The sequence below is a fragment of the Acinetobacter sp. WU_MDCI_Abxd143 genome (genome assembly GCF_025514195.1).
GTDB lineage: Bacteria > Pseudomonadota > Gammaproteobacteria > Pseudomonadales > Moraxellaceae > Acinetobacter > Acinetobacter pittii_H.
Window position 1 is genome coordinate 35,121 of the sequence record NZ_JAHPTH010000002.1, and the last position, 22,790, is coordinate 57,910.

A 22,790-nucleotide genomic window follows, 5' to 3' on the forward strand; every position below is an offset into this window, starting at 1 on the left:
TCCCATTTTAGAATTTATACATCGATACAAAGTTTACGCGTGATACATCAGCGGTTCTGCCATCAAATACTTCTCGTTTGCCTTGATGATATTCCATACCAATATCCATTTGCTCAATCGGTGAATAAAAGACGTTAGCTGCGTAGTCCGTTAAGCGTTTATTAGCATCTGGGTTGAGTTTGGCATAAGCCGTATCATCATCATAATCAAACATTGAAGCCGATAAGTTTGCACGCCATTGCTCATTAAATTTATATGAATAACCAATATTGATGCTATTCAACTTATTCATAACCAAATCTGTTTTGTCTTCGTTTAAAGAGAAATCACCCGCGGCATTTAAACTTGTTGAATTTGCCAACCCACTTTGGGTGGTATACGGCATAAATTTTTGATCACCAACAATATATTGATAATTTGCTTGTACCGATTGTTGTGGCGTGAGTTGATATTTTAAGCCGCCTCCGGCACCCCAACTTACTTTCTTCACCGTGGCAGTTGCGACATCTGTAGACTTTTCATTAATAAAGCCTTGCGCAAGTGCTGTTAAAGGACCTTGTTTAAAAGTATAGCGACCCGTTAAAGTTGGAAATGCCGAGACTCTCGAACCTGTATATTCCAAAGCTACTTTTAAATCATTATTGCCATCAATTTTCCAGTCATAGCGAATTTGAGGAGTACGCGTATAAGAGGTTCCCACAAATTGGGTGTAATCAACAGCTTCTGTACGAGTTTCCATGTTAGACATGAGTGACCATGTTTGACCAAAGGTCCAATCTTTATAGGTAAAAAATGCATGACGGATACGGAATTTACCATCTCCCGTTCCCATGTTTGAGCTATCAAAGAAATCGGCTTCAATATTTCCCGTCACAGCTTTATTTGGGCTATTAAAATAAACACCGAGTCGACTGGCATTAATCATGGCATCAGAGCGCGCATGATTTGAACGCTTTTCACTTTCAAAAGGTGTTCGGTATAGACTGCTGGTTGTTCTACCGCCCGAGTCAGGTGATGATTTAAAATCAACCGCTGCATCAACACGTGCAATACCGTAAACCTTCACATTATCTGTCCAAGTGACCCATGAAGGAGCAACAGGCTTTTCTGTTACCGTTGCTTTAGTTTTTTCAATGTTCTCTTCGATCTTAACCTGTTTGACCTGTAAATTATTTTGAGTTTGTTTCTGAGCAGCAAGTTCTGCTTTTAATTTTTGCAGCTCGGTTTCTAGCAAATTGATTCTTTGTTCTGTGGTATCTGAAGAATTTGCAAAAATAGTCCCTGAAGCCGCAGCGCAAGCTGCAGCTAAAATTAATTTTTTCATCTTTTAATCCTTAAAGAAGCATTTTTTCCGTGTGTAATTTAGGCTACACGTGCATCGATTAGTTCACAGTCTGTGACTGCCTGTAATTCTTCGAAACTTAAGCCTTCGACCATTTCTGTGACATAAGCTTTTTGGTCTTTGAGTTCAATAATGCATAAATCTGTATAAATACGATCTACACACTGCTCACCCGTCATTGGATATGTAATTTCCTTTACAATTTTGGGTTCACCTTTTTTAGTGACGTGTTCCATATAGACATAAATCGTTTTTGCACCGACTGCCAAATCCATAGCACCGCCGACCGCGGGTACATCATCTGCTTTACCGGTATGCCAGTTTGCTAAGTCTCCATTTACCGCAACTTGGAATGCACCAATCACACAAATGTCCAGATGGCCGCCACGCATAATGTCAAATGAGTCACCATGATGCATAAAACATCCACCATCTAATAAAGTGACAAGTTCTTTTCCGGCATTCACTAAGTCTTGATCTTCCTCACCCGGTTGTGGTGGTGGGCCAAAAGCCAAAACCCCATTTTCCGAATGTAAAAAGATTTCTTTGTCTTTTGGCAAAAATTTAGCAACGTTGGTCGGTAAGCCAATTCCTAAATTGACATAAGAACCTTCCGGAATGTCATTGGCAATGAGTTTGGCAATATCTTCACGAGAACGCTTTTGAACTGACATTAGATATCTCCTACTTTTACAACGTGCTGAACAAAAATTCCTGGTGTAATAATGCACTCAGGGTCAAGCGTTCCTAGCTCTACGGTGTCATTCACTTGAACAATCGTGGTCTTGGCGGCTTTTGCCATGATTGGGCCAAAATTACGAGCTGCTTTACGGTAAGTTAAATTGCCCCAGCGGTCAGCTTTATCGGCATAAATCAGTGCAAAATCAGCTTCAAGTGGATATTCAAGCACATAGTTCTTACCGTTGATGGTGCGAGTTTCTTTGCCCTCGGCAACTTTAGTGCCATACCCAGTCGGAGTAAAAATAGCACCGAGACCAGCACCTGCGGCTTGAATACGACAAGCCAAATTACCTTGCGGAACCAGTTCCAACTCGATTTTTCCCGCTCTATATAAGTCTTGAAAAACGGTTGATCCAGCAGATTTTGGAAATGAACAAATCATTTTTTTAACACAGCCAGCAATAATGAGCTTAGTTAAACCACGATCACCAGAGGCCGCATTGTTATTTACAATGGTGAGTTCTTTTTTTCCTAAATCGATTAAGGCTTCAATTAATTCAGCAGGTTGACCCGTCACACCAAACCCGCCTGTCATGATGGTTGCCCCATCAGGAATAGCTTTTAAAATTGGTTCAATGTCACTGGTGATTTTATTTATCATCTCACTTGTCCCTTTTCATCCTTAATTTAAGGTGACAGATTGATCTGTCACTCTGCCTTTTGCGGGTTAAATAGTCGGTCTTTAATAAATAACAATGGAATTACACCGCAGATAAAATAAGCCGCAGCCATCACCAAGAGTCCTAAGCCAATAGAACCGTTTTGCGATAGAAAACCAATTGTTAATGGAGAGAAAATAGAAAGTACTTTGCCAATATTATAAGCACCACCCACTGCCGAGCCTCGAATAGAAGTCGGGAAACTTTCTGTCATATAGGTGGCATTAATTGCGTATGGAATACCGTAAAGGAAACCGAAGAACAGCATCATCCATAAAATATTGGTTGGTGTATTTAAATAGACAATGACCGGAATAAATAAGGCTGTACCAATGGTTCCGAAAGCGAATACAGCGCGGCGCCCTAATTTGTCGGCAACGATCCCTGCAATCACTTTGGCAAACATCATAATTAGGAAAGTACCGACCATATACATGGCCATTTCTTTAAACTTGATGCCAAGATCAGACTCTAAATAAGCCGGTAACCAGTTACTTACGCCGTAATAACCAAACTGCAATGCCCCAGTACTAATAATCCAAAGAACAAACATGGTGCCGTGTTTCTTATCTCTTAAAATTTCAAGATATGGGTTTTGGCGTTTTTTAGGTTGGTTGCTTTGAGCGACTTCTAGCGCTTTTAATTGACGCGCTTTTTTCCAAGACTCAGGTTCAGGTACGCAAAAGTGCATCAAAACTGACAAAACCACAGGCGTAATTGCAATCCAGTATAGAAAACGCCAGCCATGTTCAGGAATAATATGACCTGCTAGTAATGTCGCCAATAAAGAACCTAGGGTATAACCTGTCATCAGCGTTGCTAAAACGGTAGAACGGTGTTTCGTTGGCACCATTTCAGACATAAGAATGTTACAGGCAATATAAAGTGCACCTAAGCCCATCGCTCCAAATGTTCTTAAAACTGCAAATTGCATATAAGAATCAGTAAAACCCAGCGCACTGGTTAAAACTGAAGAATAAGCAATAAAGAACACAATAATGCGAACCCGCCCAAAACGGTCACACGCCCAGCCACCAATCAAACCACCCACAGCGGAACCAAAAAGCGTTAAGCTGCCTAGTGTTCCAGCTTGTACACCCGTCAAATGAAATTCTGTTTTAAGACTGGTTAGGCTCAATGCCAAAAAACCTAAGTCTGCCCCATCACACAACAATGTTAAAAAAGCGAATATAAATGCGGTAATCCAAATCTTTTTTGGTGTCTGGATAGCTTCACTGCTAGCCGTATTTTGGGTAACTGTTTCTGTTGTCATGTCCATATCCTCAGAAGGAACATGAGGCATCCAATGCCTCATGGCATTTGATTTTTTATTAGGCTGTAGCTTTCCTAATCATGTTTTTAGCAATAATAATTTGTTGAACTTGCGTAGTTCCTTCATATAAACGGAACAAACGCACATCTCGATAAAAACGCTCAATGGCATATTCACTGATATAGCCTGCACCACCATGAATCTGTACACAGCGGTCAGCAACACGACCACACATTTCAGTCGCAAACATTTTTGCGCAAGATGCTTCCGTGCTAATGTTTTCACCATTGTCACGGCGGCGAGCTGCATCTAAAACCATACATTTAGCTGCATAAATCTCGGCTTTAGAGTCGGCAAGCATGGCTTGAATAAGCTGAAAGTTTGCAATAGGTTGACCAAACTGCTTACGCTCAATCGCATAGTGCAATGCGTCGTTTAACATACGTTCGGCAACACCCACGCTATAGGCACCAATGTGCAAACGCCCTTTATCAAGCACCTTCATGGCCGTTTTAAAACCAACACCTTCTACTCCACCAATCAGTGCAGAAGCAGGTACACGGCAATTTTCAAAAATCACATCACAGGTGTGTGAGCCCTTTTGCCCCATTTTTTGGTCAATTTTGCCCAACGTAATGCCCGGCGTATTCGCCTCAACTAAAAAAGCTGAAATGCCACCCGATCCTTTAATTTCAGGATTGGTTCGCGCCATTACGGTAAAAGTTGCAGCATGGGGCGCATTGGTAATAAAACGTTTGGTGCCGTTTAACACATAAAAGTCACCATCTTTTACTGCACTGGTTTTTAAAGAGGCAGCGTCAGAGCCAGATTCAGGCTCGGTTAAACAGAATGATCCAATAATTTCGCCACTTGCGTAACGAGGTAAATATTTTTGCTTTTGCTCTTCTGTGCCATCAATCAAAATTGCACTTGAGCCAATCCCGTTATTGGTGCCAATTAAAGAACGAAAAGCTGGTGAAGTTTGTCCAAGTTCAAATGCAACTCTGACTTCTTCTTCCATGGTGATGCCTAGGCCACCATATTCTTCAGGAATTGTGAGGCCGAATAAACCCAGCTCACGCATCTGCTGCACAATGTCATCTGGAATTTTGTCTTTCTCTACCACTTCGTTTTCACGAGGGATCAATTCATTTTTTACAAAATCGCGAATTGTTGAAAGTAACTGCTCCAACATCCCTTCATCACGGATCATCTGTGATCTCCCTTTTTATGTATTTCCATCGTACCCATCAGCCATCTCCAGCTAGTCTGGATACCATGTTTTAAATCTTGTTTACTGCGGATGTGTTTCATAGTACGAGAACAAAAATATAAATTTCAAGCTTTTTTGAAAATTAATTTCGTTTAACGAAATTTAAAATTAGACCATTACGCAATATCAATAACTTAGATATTTTAAAAGATAATAACTACGCTGTTAAAAGAAATAAGACTTGAAATAAATTCCAAAATAAGCATCATAAAAGGAATATAGTTTTGATATGCGAAACAAGGAATTCAAAAATGAGTGTGTCAACAGGGAATAATTTCGTAGAAGTCGACTTTTCTATTCAAAAAATAGCGATTGTAAAAATTAACCGCCCAGAAGCAAAAAATGCTTTAAACGGTGAAGTTCGCAAACAACTAGCACAAGCTTTTACCGAATTAAGTTTTAACGATGAGATCAATGCGGTTGTGCTCACAGGTAGTGAAGAAGTCTTTGCCGCAGGTGCAGATTTAAAAGAAATGGCAACAGCAACTTCAACAGAAATGTTATTGCGCCATACCGAACGTTATTGGAATGCGATTGCTCAGTGCCCTAAACCTGTGATTGCTGCTGTAAATGGTTATGCATTAGGGGGTGGCTGTGAACTTGCAATGCATGCTGACATTATTATTGCAGGTAAAGGCGCAACCTTTGGTCAACCAGAAATTAAAGTTGGTTTAATGCCGGGTGCTGGTGGTACACAACGTTTATTCCGTGCTGTGGGTAAATTCCATGCCATGCGCATGATTATGACGAGTGCCATGGTGAAAGCCGAAGAAGCTTATTTGATTGGTCTTGTTTCACAAGTCACAGAAGATGACCAAACTATTCCAACTGCAATCCAAATGGCACAAAGCCTCGCAAAAATGCCGCCGATTGCCCTGCAACAAATTAAAGAAGTTGCACTAATGAGCGAAGATGTTCCATTAAATGCAGGCTTAACGCTAGAACGAAAAGCATTCCAGTTACTGTTTTCGACCGAAGATAAAAATGAAGGCGTTCAAGCTTTTATCGAAAAGCGTAAGCCGTCGTATCAAGGTAAATAATTTAAAACCATAATAACAAAGGAATGAAAATGGCCAGAAAAGTATTAATTAGTGCAGGTGGTTCAGGGATTGGACGATGTATTGCAGAGGTATTTTTAAACAATCAGGATGAAGTTTTTGTTTGTGATATTAATGCTAAAAGCCTAGAACAATTTCAACAAGATTATCCAAAGCTACATATATATACCTGTGATTTGGCTGATCATGAGCAAATTAAACTCATGTTTAGTCATGCAGTTCAGAAACTTGGCAGTATTGATATTTTAGTCAATAACACAGGCATTTCAGGTCCAACCGTTGCAGCAGATGAACTAAGTTTTGAAGATTGGAACACGGTGATTAATTTAAACCTGAATAGCACTTTTTTAATTACTCAGTTAGCAATTCCACATTTAAAACGAGCAGAAGCAGGCGTGATTATTAATATGTCGTCTATTGCCGGACGCTTAGGCTATCCATATCGATTGGCCTATTCCACTTCAAAATGGGGGCTGATCGGTTTTACCAAAACGCTTTCTATGGAACTCGGTGCAGATAATATTCGAGTTAACGCCATTCTTCCGGGTGCAGTAGATGGTGATCGGGTTCAACGCGTATTACAGGCCCGTGCCGATGTAGCGCATACCTCACTTGAAGAAGTGACCCAAAATGCACTGAAAAATCAGTCGCTCAAATATTTTGTTAATCCAAAACATATTGCAGATTTATGCCTATTTTTAGCGTCAGACAGCGGTCGCTCAATTTCAGGTCAAATCTTACCCATTGATGGTGATAAACAGTGCTTAAGCTAAATCACCCAACCCCATTTTTCCGTTTAATTTCAAATATAGATTAATCATCAGGATGATCGACATGACTTATGATATTAAAAGCATGGCTGTGATTGGTGTCGGTATTATGGGCAGTGGTATTGCTCAAATTGCTGCACAGTCAGGTCATACCACTTATTTATATGATGCCAAAGCAGGTGCAGCAGAACAGGCTAAAGAAAAACTGGCTGCTACATTTCAAAAGTTAGTCGATAAAAATAAAATTACATCTGAGCAAGCAGCAGCAGCAAATAACCATTTAATTGTTGCTCATCAAATTGAAGATTTAAAAAATTGCGACCTCATTGTAGAAGCAATTATTGAACGTCTCGATATCAAACAAAGCTTAATGCAGCAGCTTGAAGACGTTGTTTCAGAAAATGCCATTTTAGCCTCGAATACTTCTTCTCTTTCTATTACAGCGATTGCGGCAAACTGCAAAAAACCTGAACGGGTTGTGGGCTATCACTTCTTTAACCCAGTTCCACTCATGAAAGTGGTCGAAGTCATTCGTGGTTTAAAAACTGACCCACTTATTATTGACGCCTTAAATGATCTTTCTCGCGCATTTGGTCATCGCCCTGTTGTTGCGAAGGACACCCCTGGATTTATTATTAATCATGCGGGTCGAGCTTATGGCACAGAAGCGCTCAAAATTTTAAACGAGAACGTCTGTGACATCAGTGAAATTGACCGTATTTTACGTGACGGCGTTGGTTTTAGAATGGGCCCTTTTGAATTATTGGACTTAACTGGCCTTGATGTTTCTCATCCAGTTATGGAATCGATTTATCATCAGTACTATGAAGAAGCCCGCTACAAACCGAACCCGCTGACCAAGCAAATGCTAGATGCCAAGCAACTTGGACGTAAGGTTAATCAAGGTTTTTATAACTATGAAACCGGTTCCAAAACAGGTGAACAACCTGCGAAGTTTGTAGAGCGTTTAGCACAATATCCAAAAGTTTGGATCGCTGCCGACTTCTTAGACGATAAAAAACAGCTCGAAGATTATTTAACTCAGCAAAATATTGCCCTAGACACCAACCCTGAACCACAAACAGATAGCTTATGTTTACTTGCTTGTTACGGTGAAGACACAACCCAAACGGCGACCCGTTTAGGGGTTAACCCTGAACATGCTGTTGCTATAGACATGCTTTATGGCATTGCAAAGCATCGCACCTTGATGCCTTCACTCATTACTAAATCTGAATACCGACAAGCCGCTCATTCTATTTTCAATCTAGATGGAAATCTGGTCAGCATGATTAATGAAAGTATTGGCTTTGTTGCTCAGCGTGTTTTATCGATGGTGATTAATCTAGGCTGTGATATTGCCCAGCAAAATGTTGCCACTGTAGATGACATTAATGCCGCCGTACGTCTTGGCTTAGGCTATCCATTTGGCCCAATCGAATGGGGCGATCAAGTCGGTAGCGAAAAAATCTTACTCATTCTAAACCGTATAACAGCACTTACGCATGACCCACGTTACCGCCCTAGCCCGTGGTTACAGCGTCGTGTCGCACTTCGTTTACCTCTTACTTTTACTCACAAGTCTTGAAAAGGAATTTCTCAATGTTAAATGCATATATCTATGATGGTTTACGTAGCCCATTTGGCCGTCATGCAGGTGAACTTGCCTCAATTCGTCCTGATGATTTGGCCGCAACTGTCATTCAAAAACTACTAGAAAAAACAGGTGTACCAGGCGCGGATATTGAAGATGTTATTTTAGGCGATACCAACCAAGCGGGTGAAGACAGTCGTAATGTGGCACGAAATGCATTATTACTTGCTGGGTTACCTGTTACTGTACCGGGCCAGACAGTAAACCGTCTATGTGCGAGTGGTTTAGGCGCTGTGATTGACTCAGCACGTGCCATTACTTGTGGTGAAGGCGAACTGTATATTGCAGGTGGTGTAGAAAGTATGTCACGTGCTCCCTTCGTGATGGGTAAAGCGGAAAGTGCTTATAGCCGTGATGCAAAAATTTATGACACCACCATTGGCTCTCGCTTTCCAAATAAAAAAATTATTGCTCAGTACGGCGGACATTCAATGCCTGAAACGGGCGATAACGTTGCGGCCGAGTTTGGGATTAGCCGCGAGCAAGCTGATTTATTTGCAGCTCAATCACAAGCCAAATATCAAAAAGCCAAAGAAGAAGGTTTCTTTGCCGATGAAATTACACCAATTGAGGTTTTCCAAGGCAAAAAATTACCGCCTAAACTCGTTTCCGAAGATGAACACCCTCGTCCAAGCTCAACTGTTGAAGCACTCACAAAGTTAAAACCTCTATTTGAAGGTGGCGTGGTTACAGCTGGTAATGCCTCAGGGATTAACGACGGTGCAGCAGCACTTTTGATTGGTTCAGAAGCTGCCGGTCAAAAATATGGCCTAAAACCAATGGCAAAAATCTTATCAGCCGCGGCTGCGGGTATTGAACCACGCATTATGGGTGCAGGCCCGATCGAAGCCATTAAAAAAGCAGTTGCGCGTGCTGGCCTTACTTTAGATGACATGAATATTATTGAAATTAATGAAGCCTTTGCTTCACAAGTTTTATCTTGTTTAAAAGGCTTAAATGTTGATTTTAATGACCCACGTGTAAACCCGAACGGTGGTGCAATTGCTGTTGGTCATCCACTTGGTGCTTCAGGCGCTCGTCTTGCGTTAACAGTAGCGCGCGAGTTAATTCGCCGTAAGAAGAAATATGCCGTGGTGAGCCTATGTATTGGTGTAGGTCAAGGTCTTGCGATGGTGATTGAAAACGTTTCATAACTATTGAACCCGATATCCATTCATCACAACAGCGCAGTGATGAATGGATTTATTTTGCAGAGCGAAATATAATGGCAAAACTATTGCTTTAATTATATTTGAGGATCGAATGTCTCAAAACACGGAAACTGAAAAACCAATAAATTTTGATGAGATACGTTTAGATCCTATTTCGCATATACATCGGGAAAATAACCCGCAATTTATTGCTTCTTTAGCGCGCGGTTTAGAACTTTTAAGATGCTTTTCTGCAAATAATCAGGTGCTTGGCAACCAAGAATTAGCAAAAATGACAGGTTTACCTAAACCGACTATTGCACGTATTACTAATACCCTTGTGTCATTAGGCTATTTAAAACAATTGCCTAACTCGACTAAATACACACTAGATATTGGTGTCTTATCTTTAGGATATGCAGCTTTATCTAACATCTCGATACGTAATATTGCTCATCAATATATGGAAGAGATGAGTCAGTATGTACAAGCGCCTGTAGCAATGGCAACGCGTGACCGCTTAAATATGGTGTATATCGATGTTGTGCAAATTGAAACAGCCTTAAATATGCGCCGTCCAATTGGTTCGACTTTGCCAATTCATAGTAGTTCAATGGGACGAGCATGTTTAGCTGCGACCCCTGAACGTGAGCGCAACTTTCTACTTGATGCATTGAAACAAAAAAATCCAGAAAACTGGCCAGCCATAAAACGCTCATTAGAAAGAGCTTTCCGTGATTATCAAGATTATGGATATTGTTTGTCGTTAGGTGAGTGGCATAAAGAAGTGAACTCGGTGGCTGTACCTTTGGTCAGCTCGAAACACGGTCTTTATGTTTTTAACTGTGGTGCGCCAAGTTTTCATTTAAATCCGGAAAAACTTGAAGGTGAAATTGGACCACGTTTAATCCACATGGTGCACAATATTCAAGATGCCTTGAATGAAACGCACTAATAACCGTACTTAAAAGAGTCATGGTTGTGTTGATTAAAGGTCCACTTTCATTATGACTAAGGCATGATGAAAAACGCACTCTATACCCCAACCATTATTTTAATGACGATTGCCGCAGGCATTTGTACAGGTGGAAATTATTTTAGTCAGCCACTTATTCATTCAATTAGTGTAAGCCTAGATTTAACTGAAACAACTACAGCATGGGTGCCCACTCTAGCCCAAATCACCTACGCATGTGGTTTACTCTTTTTAATGCCGTTGGGTGACATATTAGAAAAGCGCAAGCTGCTATTTATCTTTATGTTATTGGCTTCAAGTGGATTAATTATTAGCGGTTTTTCGCACAATATTTATCTTTTGCTGCTTGGCACTATCATTACTGGTCTATTTTCTAGTGCAGCCCAACTGTTGTTACCACTTGCTGCAAGTCTGGTTCCAATTCAACAAAGCGGCCGTGTCGTTGGCTTTCTTCTGAGTGGTCTGATGATGGGGGTTTTACTCGCCCGTTCCCTTTCAGGGCTGATGTCTACGCTTTTTGCATGGAATATTATTTATCTGGTCAGTGGTTTTCTGTTACTCATCATTGCCATTATTTTGCATCGTAATATTGGGTTATTTCCACCGACTAAATCTGAAAACTATGTAAAAACTATTCGTTCTTTACCACAGATTTTTATTCAAAATCGACGGTTAAGAACCAGAACTTATATTGGTGGTTTTACATTTGCTTGTGTAAGTTTAACTTTTACCACCATGTCGTTGCTTTTGGCTCCAGCACCCTATTTTTTTAGCGACTTTACCATTGGCCTTTTCAGTTTTGTTGGCGTGTTAGGAACGTTCGTTGCCAATTTCTCAGGCAAATTTATTGACCAAGGCTATATCCATAAAATTTCAATTTATTGCGGCATTGGCCTTATTTTAAGTTGGATTCTTTTTTCACTTTTACCCTACCATTTTGCTTTTTATATTATTGCCTTACTTATTCTCTACGCTTCTCTTTCTGCTGTGCATGTCACCAACCAAAGTATTGTATTTAAACTTAATCAAGAATTACGCTCACGGTTTAATGCGATTTATATGACGGGTTATTTTGCTGGCGGCGCTTTAGGAACAAAGGTAGGAAGTTATGCTTGGAAACACTACGGTTGGACAGGTGTCTGTATTTTAGGCTTAATTTTTGCCGTTGTATGTCTTTATTATTGTGTGCGTGATGCAAAAAATCAGCACAATTAAAACTTGTGCTGATGTATATAAATTAGGCTAATAATGAGTTATAGAAGCGAGGATAAATCCTATAAAAGTCCTAATAAGCGTCCGCGAATAATATCTTCTGCCTCTTTGACAATTCGGCTAACCAGTTCATCGCATGTCGGAATATCATGAATCAAGCTAGCTACCGACCCACATGACCATGCGCCAGCATTAACATCGCCATCAATCATGACTTTTGGATAAACCCCAGCAACTTCTTCAATAATATCTTCAAACTTAATGTTATCACCGAGCGCTTTTTCTTTTGCCACGATTTTTTCTACAGCAGCATTATTCATAACACGTTCAGTATTTCGCAAAGCACGCATAATTAAACGCGTATCTCGTTCAGTTGCATTTAAAATCGCCTGCTTCACATTTGCATGTACGGGAGCTTCCTGAGTCGCAATAAAGCGCGTGCCCATATTAATTCCATCGGCTCCCATCGCTAAAGCAGCAGCGAGTGAGCGCCCATCTGCCATACCACCTGAAGCAACAAACGGGATGTCTAATGCATCGGCTGCTAAAGGCAATAAAATCATATTTGGCACGTCATCCTCACCGGGGTGACCACCACACTCGAAACCATCTACAGAAACCGCATCACATCCAATTTGTTGCGCTTTTAAGCTATGTCGAACCGAAGTACATTTGTGAATTACTTTAATGCCAGCAGCCTTTAAATATGGCATCACCTGTTCAGGATTACGCCCTGCTGTTTCTACAATCTTTACGCCACCTTTAATAATTGCCTCTACAAAACCCGGATAATCAGGGGTATTCACCGTAGGTAAAAAGGTTAAATTTACCCCAAAAGGCTTATCAGTCATTTCACGGCAACGCGCAATTTCTTTTGCCAAATTTTCAGGCGTACGCTGAGTCAGGCCAGTGATAATGCCCAACCCGCCCGCGTTCGAAACCGCAGCAGCAAGCTCTGCAAAACCAACATAATGCATACCACCTTGAATAATTGGATGCTCGATTTCAAATAGTTCTGTAATTTTGGTCTTCATATTATTCCCACTCACTGTTTTATAGCTAGCTTCTCATTTCCTTCGCAGAGCTAGATGCTTATTTACACATAAATCTTATCATCATTTAAAATGACTTAAAGTAAAAATTTCACAATACAAAATTCCATACCACAATATAAAACAAAATAATTGATAACGGAATTATTTTTCGATAGCATTATTTTAATAAGTTTAATTTTTAGACAGAAAGTTATTTAAAGGAATGAATCATGGAGCAGAACAACAAAACTCAAAACCAGCTTAAAACAGGCACAATTCATGAATATTTTGATAGAAATATACTAACGCTCACCATGAGTAATCCCACTAAAAAGAATGCAATTAATTATGAAATGTATGCAGCTTTAAGTCAGGCATTAGATCAAGCTGCAACTAATCAAGATGTTCATGTCGTTGTGCTTGCTGGTGAAGGTTCTTCGTTTACCAGTGGTAATGATGTCAATGCATTTGAAAAACGCGACGCATCAAGTTCAAAACCACCCGCATCAATTGTTTTCTTAAAAAGCTTAGCAACGTTTCCAAAACCGATTATTGCTAAAGTAAATGGTGTGGCAATTGGTATTGGCAGCACTATGCTTCTACATTGTGACCTTGTGTATGCAAGCCAAAACTCTATTTTCCAATTCCCCTTTGTGAATTTGGGACTTGTACCTGAAGCGGGGTCAAGTTACATCTTGCCAAGATTATTGGGTTTTGCTCGAGCTTCGGAAATTATTTTACTCGGTGAAAAGTTTTCGGCAGAACAGGCAAAAAATTATGGTCTGGTAAATGAAATATTTGAAGCCACTGAGCTGGATCAAGTAGTTGAAGATGTGGCAATCAAATTAGCTCAGAAACCAAGCCAAGCCTTACAACTGAGTAAAAAGTTACTAAGAGATATGCCAATCGATGATCTACTCAATCGTATTGATCATGAGTCGACTATTTTCTCGCGTTGTTTACAGGGTTCCGAGTTTAAAGAAGCATTAAATGCTTTCAAAGAAAAACGGAAACCGAACTTTCACAGCCAAACAGCCTAAAACTCACCCACTAAAAAGCCAGCATTGAAGATCAAAGCTGGCTTTTATAAATAAATCAAATAGGTTTAGCTAATCTCGGTACGAATATTATTCACCATGTGTAAAAGACGCGGTGCAATATCTTCTTCAAGCTTTTCACGGTTCATAATAAAGCTTGGGCCACCACAGTTGAACACCAGCAAACCATGTTGTTCATGAATAAGTGGGACTGCAACCGAATTTACATCTTTATGCCATTCACCGATTGAAAAACAATATCCAAAATCTTGGTAGTCTTTAAAAGCTTTGTCTAGATCACGGTTAATTTTGATCCAGTCTTCTTTGTGCTTGCTACGAATGGCATCAAGTAAAAACTCTCGCTCATCTTCAGGCATTGCCGCTAAACATGCACGCCCCATCGAACTTAAATGAATCGGTAAATAAGTTCCAACTTGACGACGCATGGTCATATTGCCTTTGCCTTGCACCACATCAAGGTAAATCATATTCAGTCGATCGCGTGTTGCCATTGCAACAGCAGCGCCAGCATAGTCTGCCAAATTTTTCATATATGGATGAGCAATAGAGCGAATCGATACGTTAGACAGCATCGAATAACCAAAAGCAAGAACTCCTACTGAAAGCTGAAATTTGCTTGAGTTAGGTACTTGTTTGATATAGCCCAAACGCGACAAGGTATGTGTGAGGCGAGTAATGGTTGGTTTTGGCAAACCTGTCATCTGAGCAAGCTCTTGGTTGCCCAAATGTTGATGCTTCGGTGTAAAACAACGTAATAGCTCTAAACCACGTGCTAATGCAGTAATAAATTGGCGATCATTTTCATCCTGCATATCTTCAATCGGATGTAATAATTCATGCCTTAACGGCGCTAATAATTTTTCTGTCTGTTCTGCATCTACTGCATCGTTCATTGTCATACCAATCCATATTTTGTTTCGCACTGCGAAAATTATAATCTATTTTTTCTATAAATAGCAAAAGAGCAAACATCCGAGTCTGCATCTAAAAGATAACTTCATTTAACTCATTAAAGCGAAAGATTAAATATTTTATTTTCTGATTTTAAATATAATTTTAACCTTCCGCTTTTAAATCAATTATCCAATTACGCCCTTTTCTTTAAGCTCGGCTAACTTGTCTGAAGAAACCACTCGACCTAAAACCGCCTGCGTATGTTCTCCCAGCAGCGGCGGTGCTGTTTTGTATTCAACGGGTGTTCTAGAAAGTTTGATTGGTGACCCAATTACCTTCAGTTTTTTACGTTGAGGATGATTCATCTCGACCAGCATTTCTCGAGCAATTACTTGCGGTTCTTGAAAAGCTTGTTCCAAGTTATTAATCACACCGACGGGAACTTTAGCCGCATAGATTGCATCGACCCATTCATCTGCTGTTTTTGTTAAAAAGTGAGTTTGTAAAATTCCGATAATTTCATCACGATGCTTGATTCGGTCCGCATTTCGAGCAAAACGTGCATCATTTGGTAAATCGGGTAAACCAATACTTCGACAGAGTTGAATAAACTGAGTGTCATTTCCACACGCGATAATAAAATCACGGTCAGAAGCTTTGAACACTTGATAAGGCACAATATTAGCGTGTGCATTGCCATAACGCTTAGGGATATTTCCTGATGACAAATAATTCATTCCCTGATTTGCCATTGTGGCAATTTGAACATCAAGCAAAGCCATATCAATGTATTGGCCTAAACCTGTCACATGTCGGTTGAGTAAAGCAGCCTGTATGGCAATCGTAGAATAAAGTCCTGTGGCTAAGTCAGAAAATGCAACACCTACTTTTTGTGGACCACCACCCGGCAAATCATCACGCTCACCCGTGACTGACATAAGCCCGCCCATGCCCTGAATAATAAAGTCATAACCGGGTTCCTCTGCTCTTGGGCCATTTTGACCAAAACCTGTAATCGAGCAATACACCAGTTTAGGGTTAATCTCAGATAAAGACTCATAGTCCAAACCGTATTTTTTTAAAGAACCCGCTTTGTAGTTTTCAATCACGACATCGGTGTCTTGAATAAGGGCTTTAATCAATTCTTGGCCATCAGAACTGGCAATGTCGATAGCAACAGATAGTTTATTGCGGTTGGTAGACTGATAATAAGCAGCTTCTTGAGTGTCTTGGCCTGAGTCATCTTTCATCCAAGGTGGTCCCCAAGAACGAGTGTCATCACCAACTTTTGGTCTTTCAATCTTAATTACTTCTGCCCCTAAATCGGCAAGAATCTGTCCACACCAAGGCCCAGCCAATACCCGACTTAAGTCAAGCACCCGAATTCCATTTAAAGCACCCATCTTTATCCCACTATATTTTGTGACTTATTTCCTATTGGAAAATTTATCCATTTAAAATTTCGCATAGCGATATATATTTTTAATATACACAGCTCTTTTAAAAAATCAAACTTTAATTTTCCACCAAAAATAATGATTTTTTATAAGAAAATATAGCTTAAATAAATCAATAAATTAGCCAAACATAAATCAATAACAAAGTATCGCATTGCGAAATTAATTTTCAAAATATATTGTTTTGCGTTCGTCCTTTGATTACTATCGCTTCAAATATTGGTGATTTTACGAACATCACATTGATGTTTTCTGCATGTAGTAAAAGGACGAGACTATGATTCGAGATCAGGAAACCTTAGATCAACTTGTTGATATGATTCGACAATTTGTTGAAGGTATATTAATTCCTCATGAGAATGAAGTCGCTGAAACGGATGAAATTCCTCAAGATATTGTTGAGCAAATGAAAGCTCTAGGTTTATTTGGTTTAACCATTCCTGAAGAATACGAAGGTCTTGGCCTAACGATGGAAGAAGAGGTCTATGTCGCTTTTGAATTAGGCCGTACCTCTCCTGCTTTTCGCTCTCTGATTGGAACCAATAATGGCATTGGCTCAAGTGGCCTGATTATTGATGGAACCGAAGCACAAAAATCCTTTTTCTTACCGCGTTTAGCACGTGGTGAAGTGATCAGCTCTTTTTGCTTAACCGAACCGGATGCAGGTTCTGATGCGGCATCTTTAAAAACCAGTGCAGTAAAAGATGGCGATTTTTATGTGTTAAACGGCACCAAACGCTTTATTACCAATGCACCTCATGCTGGTGTATTTACAGTCATGGCACGCACAAACTTTGACATTAAAGGTGCTGGCGGCATTTCTGCTTTTATTGTCGATAGCCAAACTCCGGGCATTTCTCTTGGCAAACGCGATAAAAAAATGGGGCAAAAAGGCGCCCATACCTGTGACGTCATTTTTGAAAATTGTCGTATTCCTGCCTCCGCACTCATTGGTGGTGTTGAAGGTGTTGGTTTTAAAACGGCCATGAAAGTACTCGATAAAGGCCGTTTGCATATTGCGGCTTTGAGTGTCGGTGCAGCAACACGAATGCTAGACGATTCTTTAAATTACGCCATCGAACGCAAGCAATTTGGACAACCGATTGCCGAATTTCAACTCATTCAAGCCATGCTTGCGGACTCAAAAGCTGAAATTTATGCCGCTAAATGTATGGTCTTAGACGCTGCACGCCTACGCGATGCAGGACAAAACGTTAGCACCGAAGCTTCTTGCGCAAAAATGTTTGCAACCGAAATGTGTGGCCGCGTTGCTGATCGCTGCGTACAAATTCACGGCGGTGCGGGCTATATCAGTGAATATGCCATTGAACGTTTTTATAGAGATGTTCGTTTGTTCCGTCTCTATGAAGGGACCACTCAAATTCAACAAGTGATTATTGCCCGAAACATGATTCGCGCTGCGTCTTAATCAAATTTTAAGCACTTTAAAACGACTTGAAGTGCTTTTTATCAAATGTAGGTAATGGATTATGGCTACAAATTACAAAGAAGGTCTTTCTCGTATACAGCCTCATACGTGGAAAATAGCATTTATTTTTGCATTTCTGGCGCTATTGGTAGATGGTGCAGATTTGATGCTACTGTCTTATAGCTTAAATAGTATTAAGGCAGATTTTGGATTAAGTTCAGTACAAGCAGGTATGCTTGGCAGTTTTACATTGGCAGGTATGGCTGTTGGTGGAATTTTTGGGGGATGGGCATGCGATAAATTTGGTCGCGTGCGCATTGTTGTTATTTCTATTTTAACTTTCTCGCTCCTCACCTGTGGCTTAGGTTTCACCCAAAGCTTTCTTCAGTTTGGTATTTTAAGATTTTTTGCATCACTGGGTTTGGGTTCACTTTATATCGCCTGTAATACCCTCATGGCCGAATATGTCCCAACCCGTTATCGCACCACAGTACTAGGCACGCTACAAGCTGGCTGGACCGTCGGCTATATTGTTGCGACCTTGCTTGCAGGTTGGATTATTCCTGATCATGGTTGGCGCATGTTGTTTTATATTGCGATTATTCCCGTCATTATTGCTGTTCTCATGCATGTGCTTGTACCCGAACCAGAAGCATGGCAAAAGTCTCGACTACAACAACCAGTCGTGGCTCAGAATGCTCAAAAAACCTCGGCATTTAAGCTTATTTTCCAAGATAAACGAAACCGTAATATGTTTATCTTATGGGCTTTAACAGCTGGCTTCTTACAGTTTGGCTATTATGGTGTAAATAACTGGATGCCTTCATATCTAGAAAGTGAACTCGGTATGAAGTTTAAGGAAATGACCGCTTATATGGTAGGTACATATACCGCGATGATTTTGGGTAAAGTTCTTGCGGGCATGATGGCCGATAAATTAGGACGTCGTTTTACTTATGCCTTTGGTGCAATCGGCACTGCTATTTTCCTACCTTTAATTGTGTTTTATAACTCGCCAAGCAACATTCTATATTTACTGGTGACCTTTGGTTTCCTCTACGGCATCCCGTATGGCGTAAATGCAACCTACATGACCGAAAGCTTTGCAACAGCAATCCGCGGTACAGCTATTGGCGGTGCTTATAACGTCGGTCGTTTAGGCGCTGCATTAGCCCCTGCAACGATTGGTTTCTTAGCCTCTGGCGGCTCAATTGGGTTAGGTTTTGTCGTGATGGGCGCTGCCTACCTGATTTGTGGTGTGATACCAGCCCTATTCATTAAAGAAAAATTATATGACCCTCAAAAGTCGTAAAAGATCCATCACAAAAAATCCTATAGGTCATATGACTATAGGATTGATGGTCTAACGATCTAAACATGTGTTTTAGATGGTTAGCAGGAAATAAGGAATTTACTCTTCAAAGTTACTCTTTATTTCCCCATATGTGGAGTTTATTACTCTTCATTTTAATTTTTTAGGTAAGCTTAGCTCCCAAGGGAGCTAAGCTTAAAAAAATATAGACCTAAACATTTGTTTAAGGTCGTTCACCTTGCCCCAAACGGCGTTCAATATCATCTAAAACATTTGGCAAATCAGCAACACTATCAATGACGTAATGAGCCCCAGACGCATTCATTTTTTGGTATGCCTTATCTTTTAGAATAATCTGTTCATCGGTCGATAATGCACTCCACTCTTCATAGCTTAAACCGACTTCATTACCACTAACTGCAAGTCCTACTGTCCAGCACCCTGCGTTTAAACCTTCGTCAATTCCCACCACAGTATCATCTACTTTTACAACGGTTTTGATATCAGATACGTCGAGTTGAATTAAGTTCTTCCATAGCATTTCAGGATATGGACGGCCATATTTCACGTCGCTTGCAGTAACAATACAGTCTGGTCGATAGCCCTGATCGGCAGCATCTTTGACCAAGCGGCCAATCATCATGGACGCATAACCAGTGTTACTCCCAATTTTTGCACCACGCTTTTTAATATTTTCAAACGTTTCCAATGCTCCCGGAATTAAAGCAGAACATGTTGGAATAGAATTTAACTGATACGGAATAAAGTCTTTATATAAACGATCAATATCTGCTTCAGTTGCAGCTTGCCTATATACTTCCTGCCATGCCGCCGCTACACGCGGCATTTTTAAAACTGCTGCAATATGATCACGTTTCTCTAAACCCATTGGGGCACGCGCTTCTTCAACCGTAATTTCAACTTTATTGTCTTTAAATAAAGCCATAAAAGCCAAAATTGGTGCACGTGAGCCAAAATCTACAGTTGTACCTGCCCAGTCAAAAACCACAGCCTGAATTTGTGTATTATTGGTTGTCATTATGTATTCCCCTTAATTTAATAAAAATTATGCTGTTACAGCTTGGTTTAGGTGGTTTTCGCAGTAGCTCGCAATCGCAGCAAGAAGTCCTTCAATGTCATGAATATAAACTTCGCCAATATTGCCAATACGGAAGCAGTTAAGGTCAGTGACTTTACCCGGATAAATCACATAGCCTGCTTTTTTCAGCGTTTCATAAAATGACTGAAAGCTAAATGTCTCGGCTGTTGGGTAAAGAAAAGTGGTAATGATGGGCGATTGTGGGCACTCTTCACTAAGTACCAACTCAAAGCCCAGTTGTTGCATACCTTGCGATAAGGTTTGTTGGTTTTGTAAGTAACGTTGATAACGTGCAGCAACTCCGCCTTCTGCCTCAAGCTCAAGCAAGGCTTGATAAAAAGCACGTACCACATGGGTTGGCGAGGTAAAACGCCATTTACCGTTATACTGCTCCATCGTGTTCCACTGATCATACAAATCGAGGCTGACCGAACGAGCTAAACCTTTACATACTTCTAGGCAATTACGCTTTACCAAAATAAAACCAAAGCCTGGAACACCTTGAATACATTTATTCGCGCTTGAAATCAGGAAATCAATTTCAAGCTCTGCGATATCCATGGGCACACCACCGAATGAACTCATGGCATCTACAATCCAGATTTTTCCTGCTGCTTTAACTAAACGGCCAATGTCTTGAATCGGATTTAAAATTCCTGTGGTGGTTTCACAGTGCACACAAGCAACATGGCTAATGGTTTTATCTTTTAAAACGTGCTCAATTTCTTGTAAATCTGGTGTTTGGGTTTCTAAATAGTTCAGTTCTACAACTTCAATATTTAGACAACATGCCATTTGCACCATACGTGCACCGTATGCGCCGTTATTGATAATCAAGATTTTGCCATCACGCGGAATAGCTGACCCAAGCACAGACTCCACAGCAAAACTTCCACTGCCTTGCATTAACACAGCCGTATATTTTTCAGGTTGGCTGGTTGCTAAGTTGACTAGACGAGAGCGAATATCTTGTACCAGCGAGTTGTATTCTTGGTCCCAAGTACACCAATCTTTTTGCATGGCACGGCGTACTGTTGCCGATGTTGATAATGGTCCTGGAGTAAGAAGCAAATACTTGTTCTCTAAGTCCATATCGAGTTGGGGTTGCATGTTCATAATGTTACTCATTTCTTTCGCGTTCATTTCAATATACATCAATCTGGTTTAAACCAGATGACAAACTAGTAAATATTTTGTTCTAATATTTCTTTCATAAAGCCAGCCCCTGTAGTCATGCCTTTGCCAGCAATCGCACTCACCAGAAAGATATTTTTTTCAGCTTCAGCGACACAGGCCAACTCATGTTCATGGGTCAGGTAATAACCATTCCAACGTTTTTGAATTGGAGGTAAAGTCAGCCCTAGTTTTTCGTGGCAGTACGTTTGAATAAACTCATTAATCTCTTCGCGTTGCTCGAACTGAGGCGCTTCATTAATCGAATGATATTCGTGACTATCGCCTACGATCAGTTCGCCAAACTCGTTTTGTTTAATCAGAATGTGAATACCGAATTCTTTAATGAAACCTTGTTGTGATGCTTTAACCAGCTCGGCATGACTTGGGCAAATTTCAAAAGCCGGATAACGTGAAATAGATAAGCCTGAATAAAGAGAAGCATTTAAGTTTTGGTGAAACGGTTGAGTCAGGGCCATTTGCAAACCACAACGTTTCAGATTCAAACTTTGTAAAAGATCTGGATATAAAACATCGATGACTTCACCCTGACAGATCAAAACTTTATTTGCCCGATATGCCTCGCCACTTGCCAAACGAACCTGACAACTTTCCTTCTGATATTGGGTTTGAACAACACAGGCATTGGTATAAATCTTTACGCCGTTTCTTTCGGCATATGCCAACAGTCGCTGCCCAATCACATGCGGTTCGACCGAATAGTCTTCTTCAAAAACCAAACCGCCTTGAAACTGCTGCGAAGGATTTAAATAAGAAAATTGGGTGACCAGTTCATCATGCTTTAGCAAATGAACTGGAATTTGATAGTTATTTGCACGCTCGGCAAACTCATTTAAAACCTGCCATTCAAGTGCAGTGTTTGCCAGATATACACCTTGTCTTTGAGCAAATGAAATATCAGTTTCAGCCTGAATGCGTTGATAAAAAGAACGCGTTTCAAGGGCGTACTTTCGCCACTGTTGCTCTGGATGGGTTAATGTCGATGTTCCGACCATGCCAAAATTACAGCGAGTTGCTCCCACAGGTTTGGCATTTTTCTCGAAGATACAAACTTTTAAGCCTTGTTCTTGCGCTTGTATGGCAGCGGACAAACCTAAAATACCGGCGCCGACAACAATTAAATCAAACTGTGCGTTATTCATAAGACTTCCAATTTGCGAAATTTAGGATGAATAGGCCCTTGCCTTGTTGAACAAAGCATTTT

Annotated in this window: 20 protein-coding genes; 9 read left to right on the forward strand and 11 right to left on the reverse strand. The window is 40.5% G+C overall.

Annotated features, from left to right (window positions below):
* Positions 1-7 precede the first annotated feature (7 nt).
* The 5 genes from dcaP to KTI79_RS04940 are packed head-to-tail and all read right to left on the reverse strand — an operon-like array spanning position 8 to position 5,228.
* A complete protein-coding gene (dcaP, locus tag KTI79_RS04920) occupies positions 8-1,324 on the reverse strand; it encodes an outer membrane trimeric porin-like protein DcaP (RefSeq protein ID WP_032053617.1) in 1,317 nt (438 codons plus the stop codon).
* Between the two features lie 38 nt (positions 1,325-1,362).
* Positions 1,363-2,016, reverse strand: coding sequence for a 3-oxoacid CoA-transferase subunit B (locus KTI79_RS04925; protein ID WP_032053616.1), 654 nt, complete (start codon positions 2,014-2,016; stop codon positions 1,363-1,365).
* Positions 2,016-2,684, reverse strand: coding sequence for a 3-oxoacid CoA-transferase subunit A (locus KTI79_RS04930; protein WP_000608696.1), 669 nt, complete (start codon positions 2,682-2,684; stop codon positions 2,016-2,018). Before KTI79_RS04930 ends, KTI79_RS04925 begins: the two co-directional genes overlap by 1 nt.
* 47 nt (positions 2,685-2,731) lie before the next feature.
* Entirely contained in the window at positions 2,732-4,015 is a 1,284-nt protein-coding gene (locus KTI79_RS04935) for an MFS transporter (protein WP_199937256.1), read from the reverse strand.
* Between the two features lie 58 nt (positions 4,016-4,073).
* Positions 4,074-5,228 carry an acyl-CoA dehydrogenase family protein gene (locus KTI79_RS04940; protein ID WP_032053613.1) on the reverse strand — a complete coding sequence of 385 codons (1,155 nt, stop codon included), beginning with the start codon at positions 5,226-5,228 and terminating at the stop codon, positions 4,074-4,076.
* A 311-nt stretch (positions 5,229-5,539) separates the two neighbouring features.
* Here KTI79_RS04940 and KTI79_RS04945 point away from each other — a divergent pair, with 311 nt between their 5' ends.
* The 6 genes from KTI79_RS04945 (at position 5,540) to KTI79_RS04970 (ending at position 12,112) form a co-directional block, all read left to right on the forward strand.
* The gene (locus KTI79_RS04945) at positions 5,540-6,328 is read left to right on the forward strand and encodes an enoyl-CoA hydratase (protein WP_032053612.1); all 789 of its coding nucleotides are present in this window, start codon (positions 5,540-5,542) and stop codon (positions 6,326-6,328) included.
* A gap of 29 nt (positions 6,329-6,357) precedes the next feature.
* A complete protein-coding gene (locus KTI79_RS04950) occupies positions 6,358-7,119 on the forward strand; it encodes an SDR family oxidoreductase (protein ID WP_032053611.1) in 762 nt (253 codons plus the stop codon).
* A gap of 61 nt (positions 7,120-7,180) precedes the next feature.
* Positions 7,181-8,704, forward strand: a complete 1,524-nt coding sequence (locus tag KTI79_RS04955; protein WP_143224994.1) for a 3-hydroxyacyl-CoA dehydrogenase — start codon at positions 7,181-7,183, stop codon at positions 8,702-8,704.
* Between the two features lie 14 nt (positions 8,705-8,718).
* Positions 8,719-9,924 (forward strand): 3-oxoadipyl-CoA thiolase, encoded by a 1,206-nt coding sequence (locus KTI79_RS04960; RefSeq protein ID WP_032053610.1) that lies wholly within the window; start codon positions 8,719-8,721, stop codon positions 9,922-9,924.
* Between the two features lie 109 nt (positions 9,925-10,033).
* Positions 10,034-10,876 (forward strand): IclR family transcriptional regulator, encoded by an 843-nt coding sequence (locus tag KTI79_RS04965; protein WP_000081480.1) that lies wholly within the window; start codon positions 10,034-10,036, stop codon positions 10,874-10,876.
* 63 nt (positions 10,877-10,939) lie between these two features.
* On the forward strand, positions 10,940-12,112 hold the full coding sequence (locus KTI79_RS04970) for an MFS transporter (RefSeq protein ID WP_032053609.1): 1,173 nt from the start codon (positions 10,940-10,942) through the stop codon (positions 12,110-12,112).
* A gap of 59 nt (positions 12,113-12,171) precedes the next feature.
* Here KTI79_RS04970 and KTI79_RS04975 read toward each other — a convergent pair whose 3' ends face one another.
* A complete protein-coding gene (locus KTI79_RS04975) occupies positions 12,172-13,143 on the reverse strand; it encodes an NAD(P)H-dependent flavin oxidoreductase (RefSeq protein WP_032053608.1) in 972 nt (323 codons plus the stop codon).
* Positions 13,144-13,373: 230 nt separating this feature from the next.
* Between KTI79_RS04975 and KTI79_RS04980 the strand changes: the two genes are divergently transcribed.
* The gene (locus KTI79_RS04980; RefSeq protein ID WP_032053607.1) at positions 13,374-14,183 is read left to right on the forward strand and encodes an enoyl-CoA hydratase; all 810 of its coding nucleotides are present in this window, start codon (positions 13,374-13,376) and stop codon (positions 14,181-14,183) included.
* 65 nt (positions 14,184-14,248) lie between these two features.
* Here KTI79_RS04980 and KTI79_RS04985 read toward each other — a convergent pair whose 3' ends face one another.
* Positions 14,249-15,094 (reverse strand): IclR family transcriptional regulator, encoded by an 846-nt coding sequence (locus KTI79_RS04985; protein ID WP_000996082.1) that lies wholly within the window; start codon positions 15,092-15,094, stop codon positions 14,249-14,251.
* A gap of 186 nt (positions 15,095-15,280) precedes the next feature.
* Positions 15,281-16,498, reverse strand: coding sequence for a CaiB/BaiF CoA transferase family protein (locus tag KTI79_RS04990; RefSeq protein WP_032053606.1), 1,218 nt, complete (start codon positions 16,496-16,498; stop codon positions 15,281-15,283).
* Positions 16,499-16,829: 331 nt separating this feature from the next.
* On the opposite strand from KTI79_RS04990, the gene KTI79_RS04995 reads away from it, so the two are divergent.
* Complete coding sequence (locus KTI79_RS04995; RefSeq protein WP_032053605.1) at positions 16,830-17,981, forward strand: acyl-CoA dehydrogenase family protein; 1,152 nt, start codon at positions 16,830-16,832, stop codon at positions 17,979-17,981.
* A gap of 61 nt (positions 17,982-18,042) precedes the next feature.
* Entirely contained in the window at positions 18,043-19,293 is a 1,251-nt protein-coding gene (locus KTI79_RS05000) for an MFS transporter (protein ID WP_086375737.1), read from the forward strand.
* 223 nt (positions 19,294-19,516) lie between these two features.
* On the opposite strand, the gene phnX is transcribed toward KTI79_RS05000, so the two are convergent.
* From phnX to KTI79_RS05015, 3 genes are read right to left on the reverse strand one after another with little or no spacing between them, the layout of a single operon-like run.
* Positions 19,517-20,332 (reverse strand): phosphonoacetaldehyde hydrolase, encoded by an 816-nt coding sequence (phnX, locus tag KTI79_RS05005; RefSeq protein ID WP_032053602.1) that lies wholly within the window; start codon positions 20,330-20,332, stop codon positions 19,517-19,519.
* Positions 20,333-20,359: 27 nt separating this feature from the next.
* Positions 20,360-21,547, reverse strand: a complete 1,188-nt coding sequence (gene phnW, locus KTI79_RS05010) for a 2-aminoethylphosphonate--pyruvate transaminase (protein ID WP_086375738.1) — start codon at positions 21,545-21,547, stop codon at positions 20,360-20,362.
* Positions 21,548-21,573: 26 nt separating this feature from the next.
* A complete protein-coding gene (locus tag KTI79_RS05015) occupies positions 21,574-22,728 on the reverse strand; it encodes a TIGR03364 family FAD-dependent oxidoreductase (RefSeq protein ID WP_032053600.1) in 1,155 nt (384 codons plus the stop codon).
* Positions 22,729-22,790 lie beyond the last annotated feature (62 nt).

What these genes read in the sequence shown, in the direction of transcription:
- dcaP (WP_032053617.1), bottom strand. Translation starts at nt 1,324, where the DNA reads ATGAAAAAATTAATTTTAGCTGCAGCTTGCGCTGCGGCTTCAGGGACT.
- KTI79_RS04925 (WP_032053616.1), bottom strand. Translation starts at nt 2,016, where the DNA reads ATGTCAGTTCAAAAGCGTTCTCGTGAAGATATTGCCAAACTCATTGCC.
- KTI79_RS04930 (WP_000608696.1), bottom strand. Translation starts at nt 2,684, where the DNA reads ATGATAAATAAAATCACCAGTGACATTGAACCAATTTTAAAAGCTATT.
- KTI79_RS04935 (WP_199937256.1), bottom strand. Translation starts at nt 4,015, where the DNA reads ATGACAACAGAAACAGTTACCCAAAATACGGCTAGCAGTGAAGCTATC.
- KTI79_RS04940 (WP_032053613.1), bottom strand. Translation starts at nt 5,228, where the DNA reads ATGATCCGTGATGAAGGGATGTTGGAGCAGTTACTTTCAACAATTCGC.
- KTI79_RS04945 (WP_032053612.1), top strand. Translation starts at nt 5,540, where the DNA reads ATGAGTGTGTCAACAGGGAATAATTTCGTAGAAGTCGACTTTTCTATT.
- KTI79_RS04950 (WP_032053611.1), top strand. Translation starts at nt 6,358, where the DNA reads ATGGCCAGAAAAGTATTAATTAGTGCAGGTGGTTCAGGGATTGGACGA.
- KTI79_RS04955 (WP_143224994.1), top strand. Translation starts at nt 7,181, where the DNA reads ATGACTTATGATATTAAAAGCATGGCTGTGATTGGTGTCGGTATTATG.
- KTI79_RS04960 (WP_032053610.1), top strand. Translation starts at nt 8,719, where the DNA reads ATGTTAAATGCATATATCTATGATGGTTTACGTAGCCCATTTGGCCGT.
- KTI79_RS04965 (WP_000081480.1), top strand. Translation starts at nt 10,034, where the DNA reads ATGTCTCAAAACACGGAAACTGAAAAACCAATAAATTTTGATGAGATA.
- KTI79_RS04970 (WP_032053609.1), top strand. Translation starts at nt 10,940, where the DNA reads ATGATGAAAAACGCACTCTATACCCCAACCATTATTTTAATGACGATT.
- KTI79_RS04975 (WP_032053608.1), bottom strand. Translation starts at nt 13,143, where the DNA reads ATGAAGACCAAAATTACAGAACTATTTGAAATCGAGCATCCAATTATT.
- KTI79_RS04980 (WP_032053607.1), top strand. Translation starts at nt 13,374, where the DNA reads ATGGAGCAGAACAACAAAACTCAAAACCAGCTTAAAACAGGCACAATT.
- KTI79_RS04985 (WP_000996082.1), bottom strand. Translation starts at nt 15,094, where the DNA reads ATGAACGATGCAGTAGATGCAGAACAGACAGAAAAATTATTAGCGCCG.
- KTI79_RS04990 (WP_032053606.1), bottom strand. Translation starts at nt 16,498, where the DNA reads ATGGGTGCTTTAAATGGAATTCGGGTGCTTGACTTAAGTCGGGTATTG.
- KTI79_RS04995 (WP_032053605.1), top strand. Translation starts at nt 16,830, where the DNA reads ATGATTCGAGATCAGGAAACCTTAGATCAACTTGTTGATATGATTCGA.
- KTI79_RS05000 (WP_086375737.1), top strand. Translation starts at nt 18,043, where the DNA reads ATGGCTACAAATTACAAAGAAGGTCTTTCTCGTATACAGCCTCATACG.
- phnX (WP_032053602.1), bottom strand. Translation starts at nt 20,332, where the DNA reads ATGACAACCAATAATACACAAATTCAGGCTGTGGTTTTTGACTGGGCA.
- phnW (WP_086375738.1), bottom strand. Translation starts at nt 21,547, where the DNA reads ATGTATATTGAAATGAACGCGAAAGAAATGAGTAACATTATGAACATG.
- KTI79_RS05015 (WP_032053600.1), bottom strand. Translation starts at nt 22,728, where the DNA reads ATGAATAACGCACAGTTTGATTTAATTGTTGTCGGCGCCGGTATTTTA.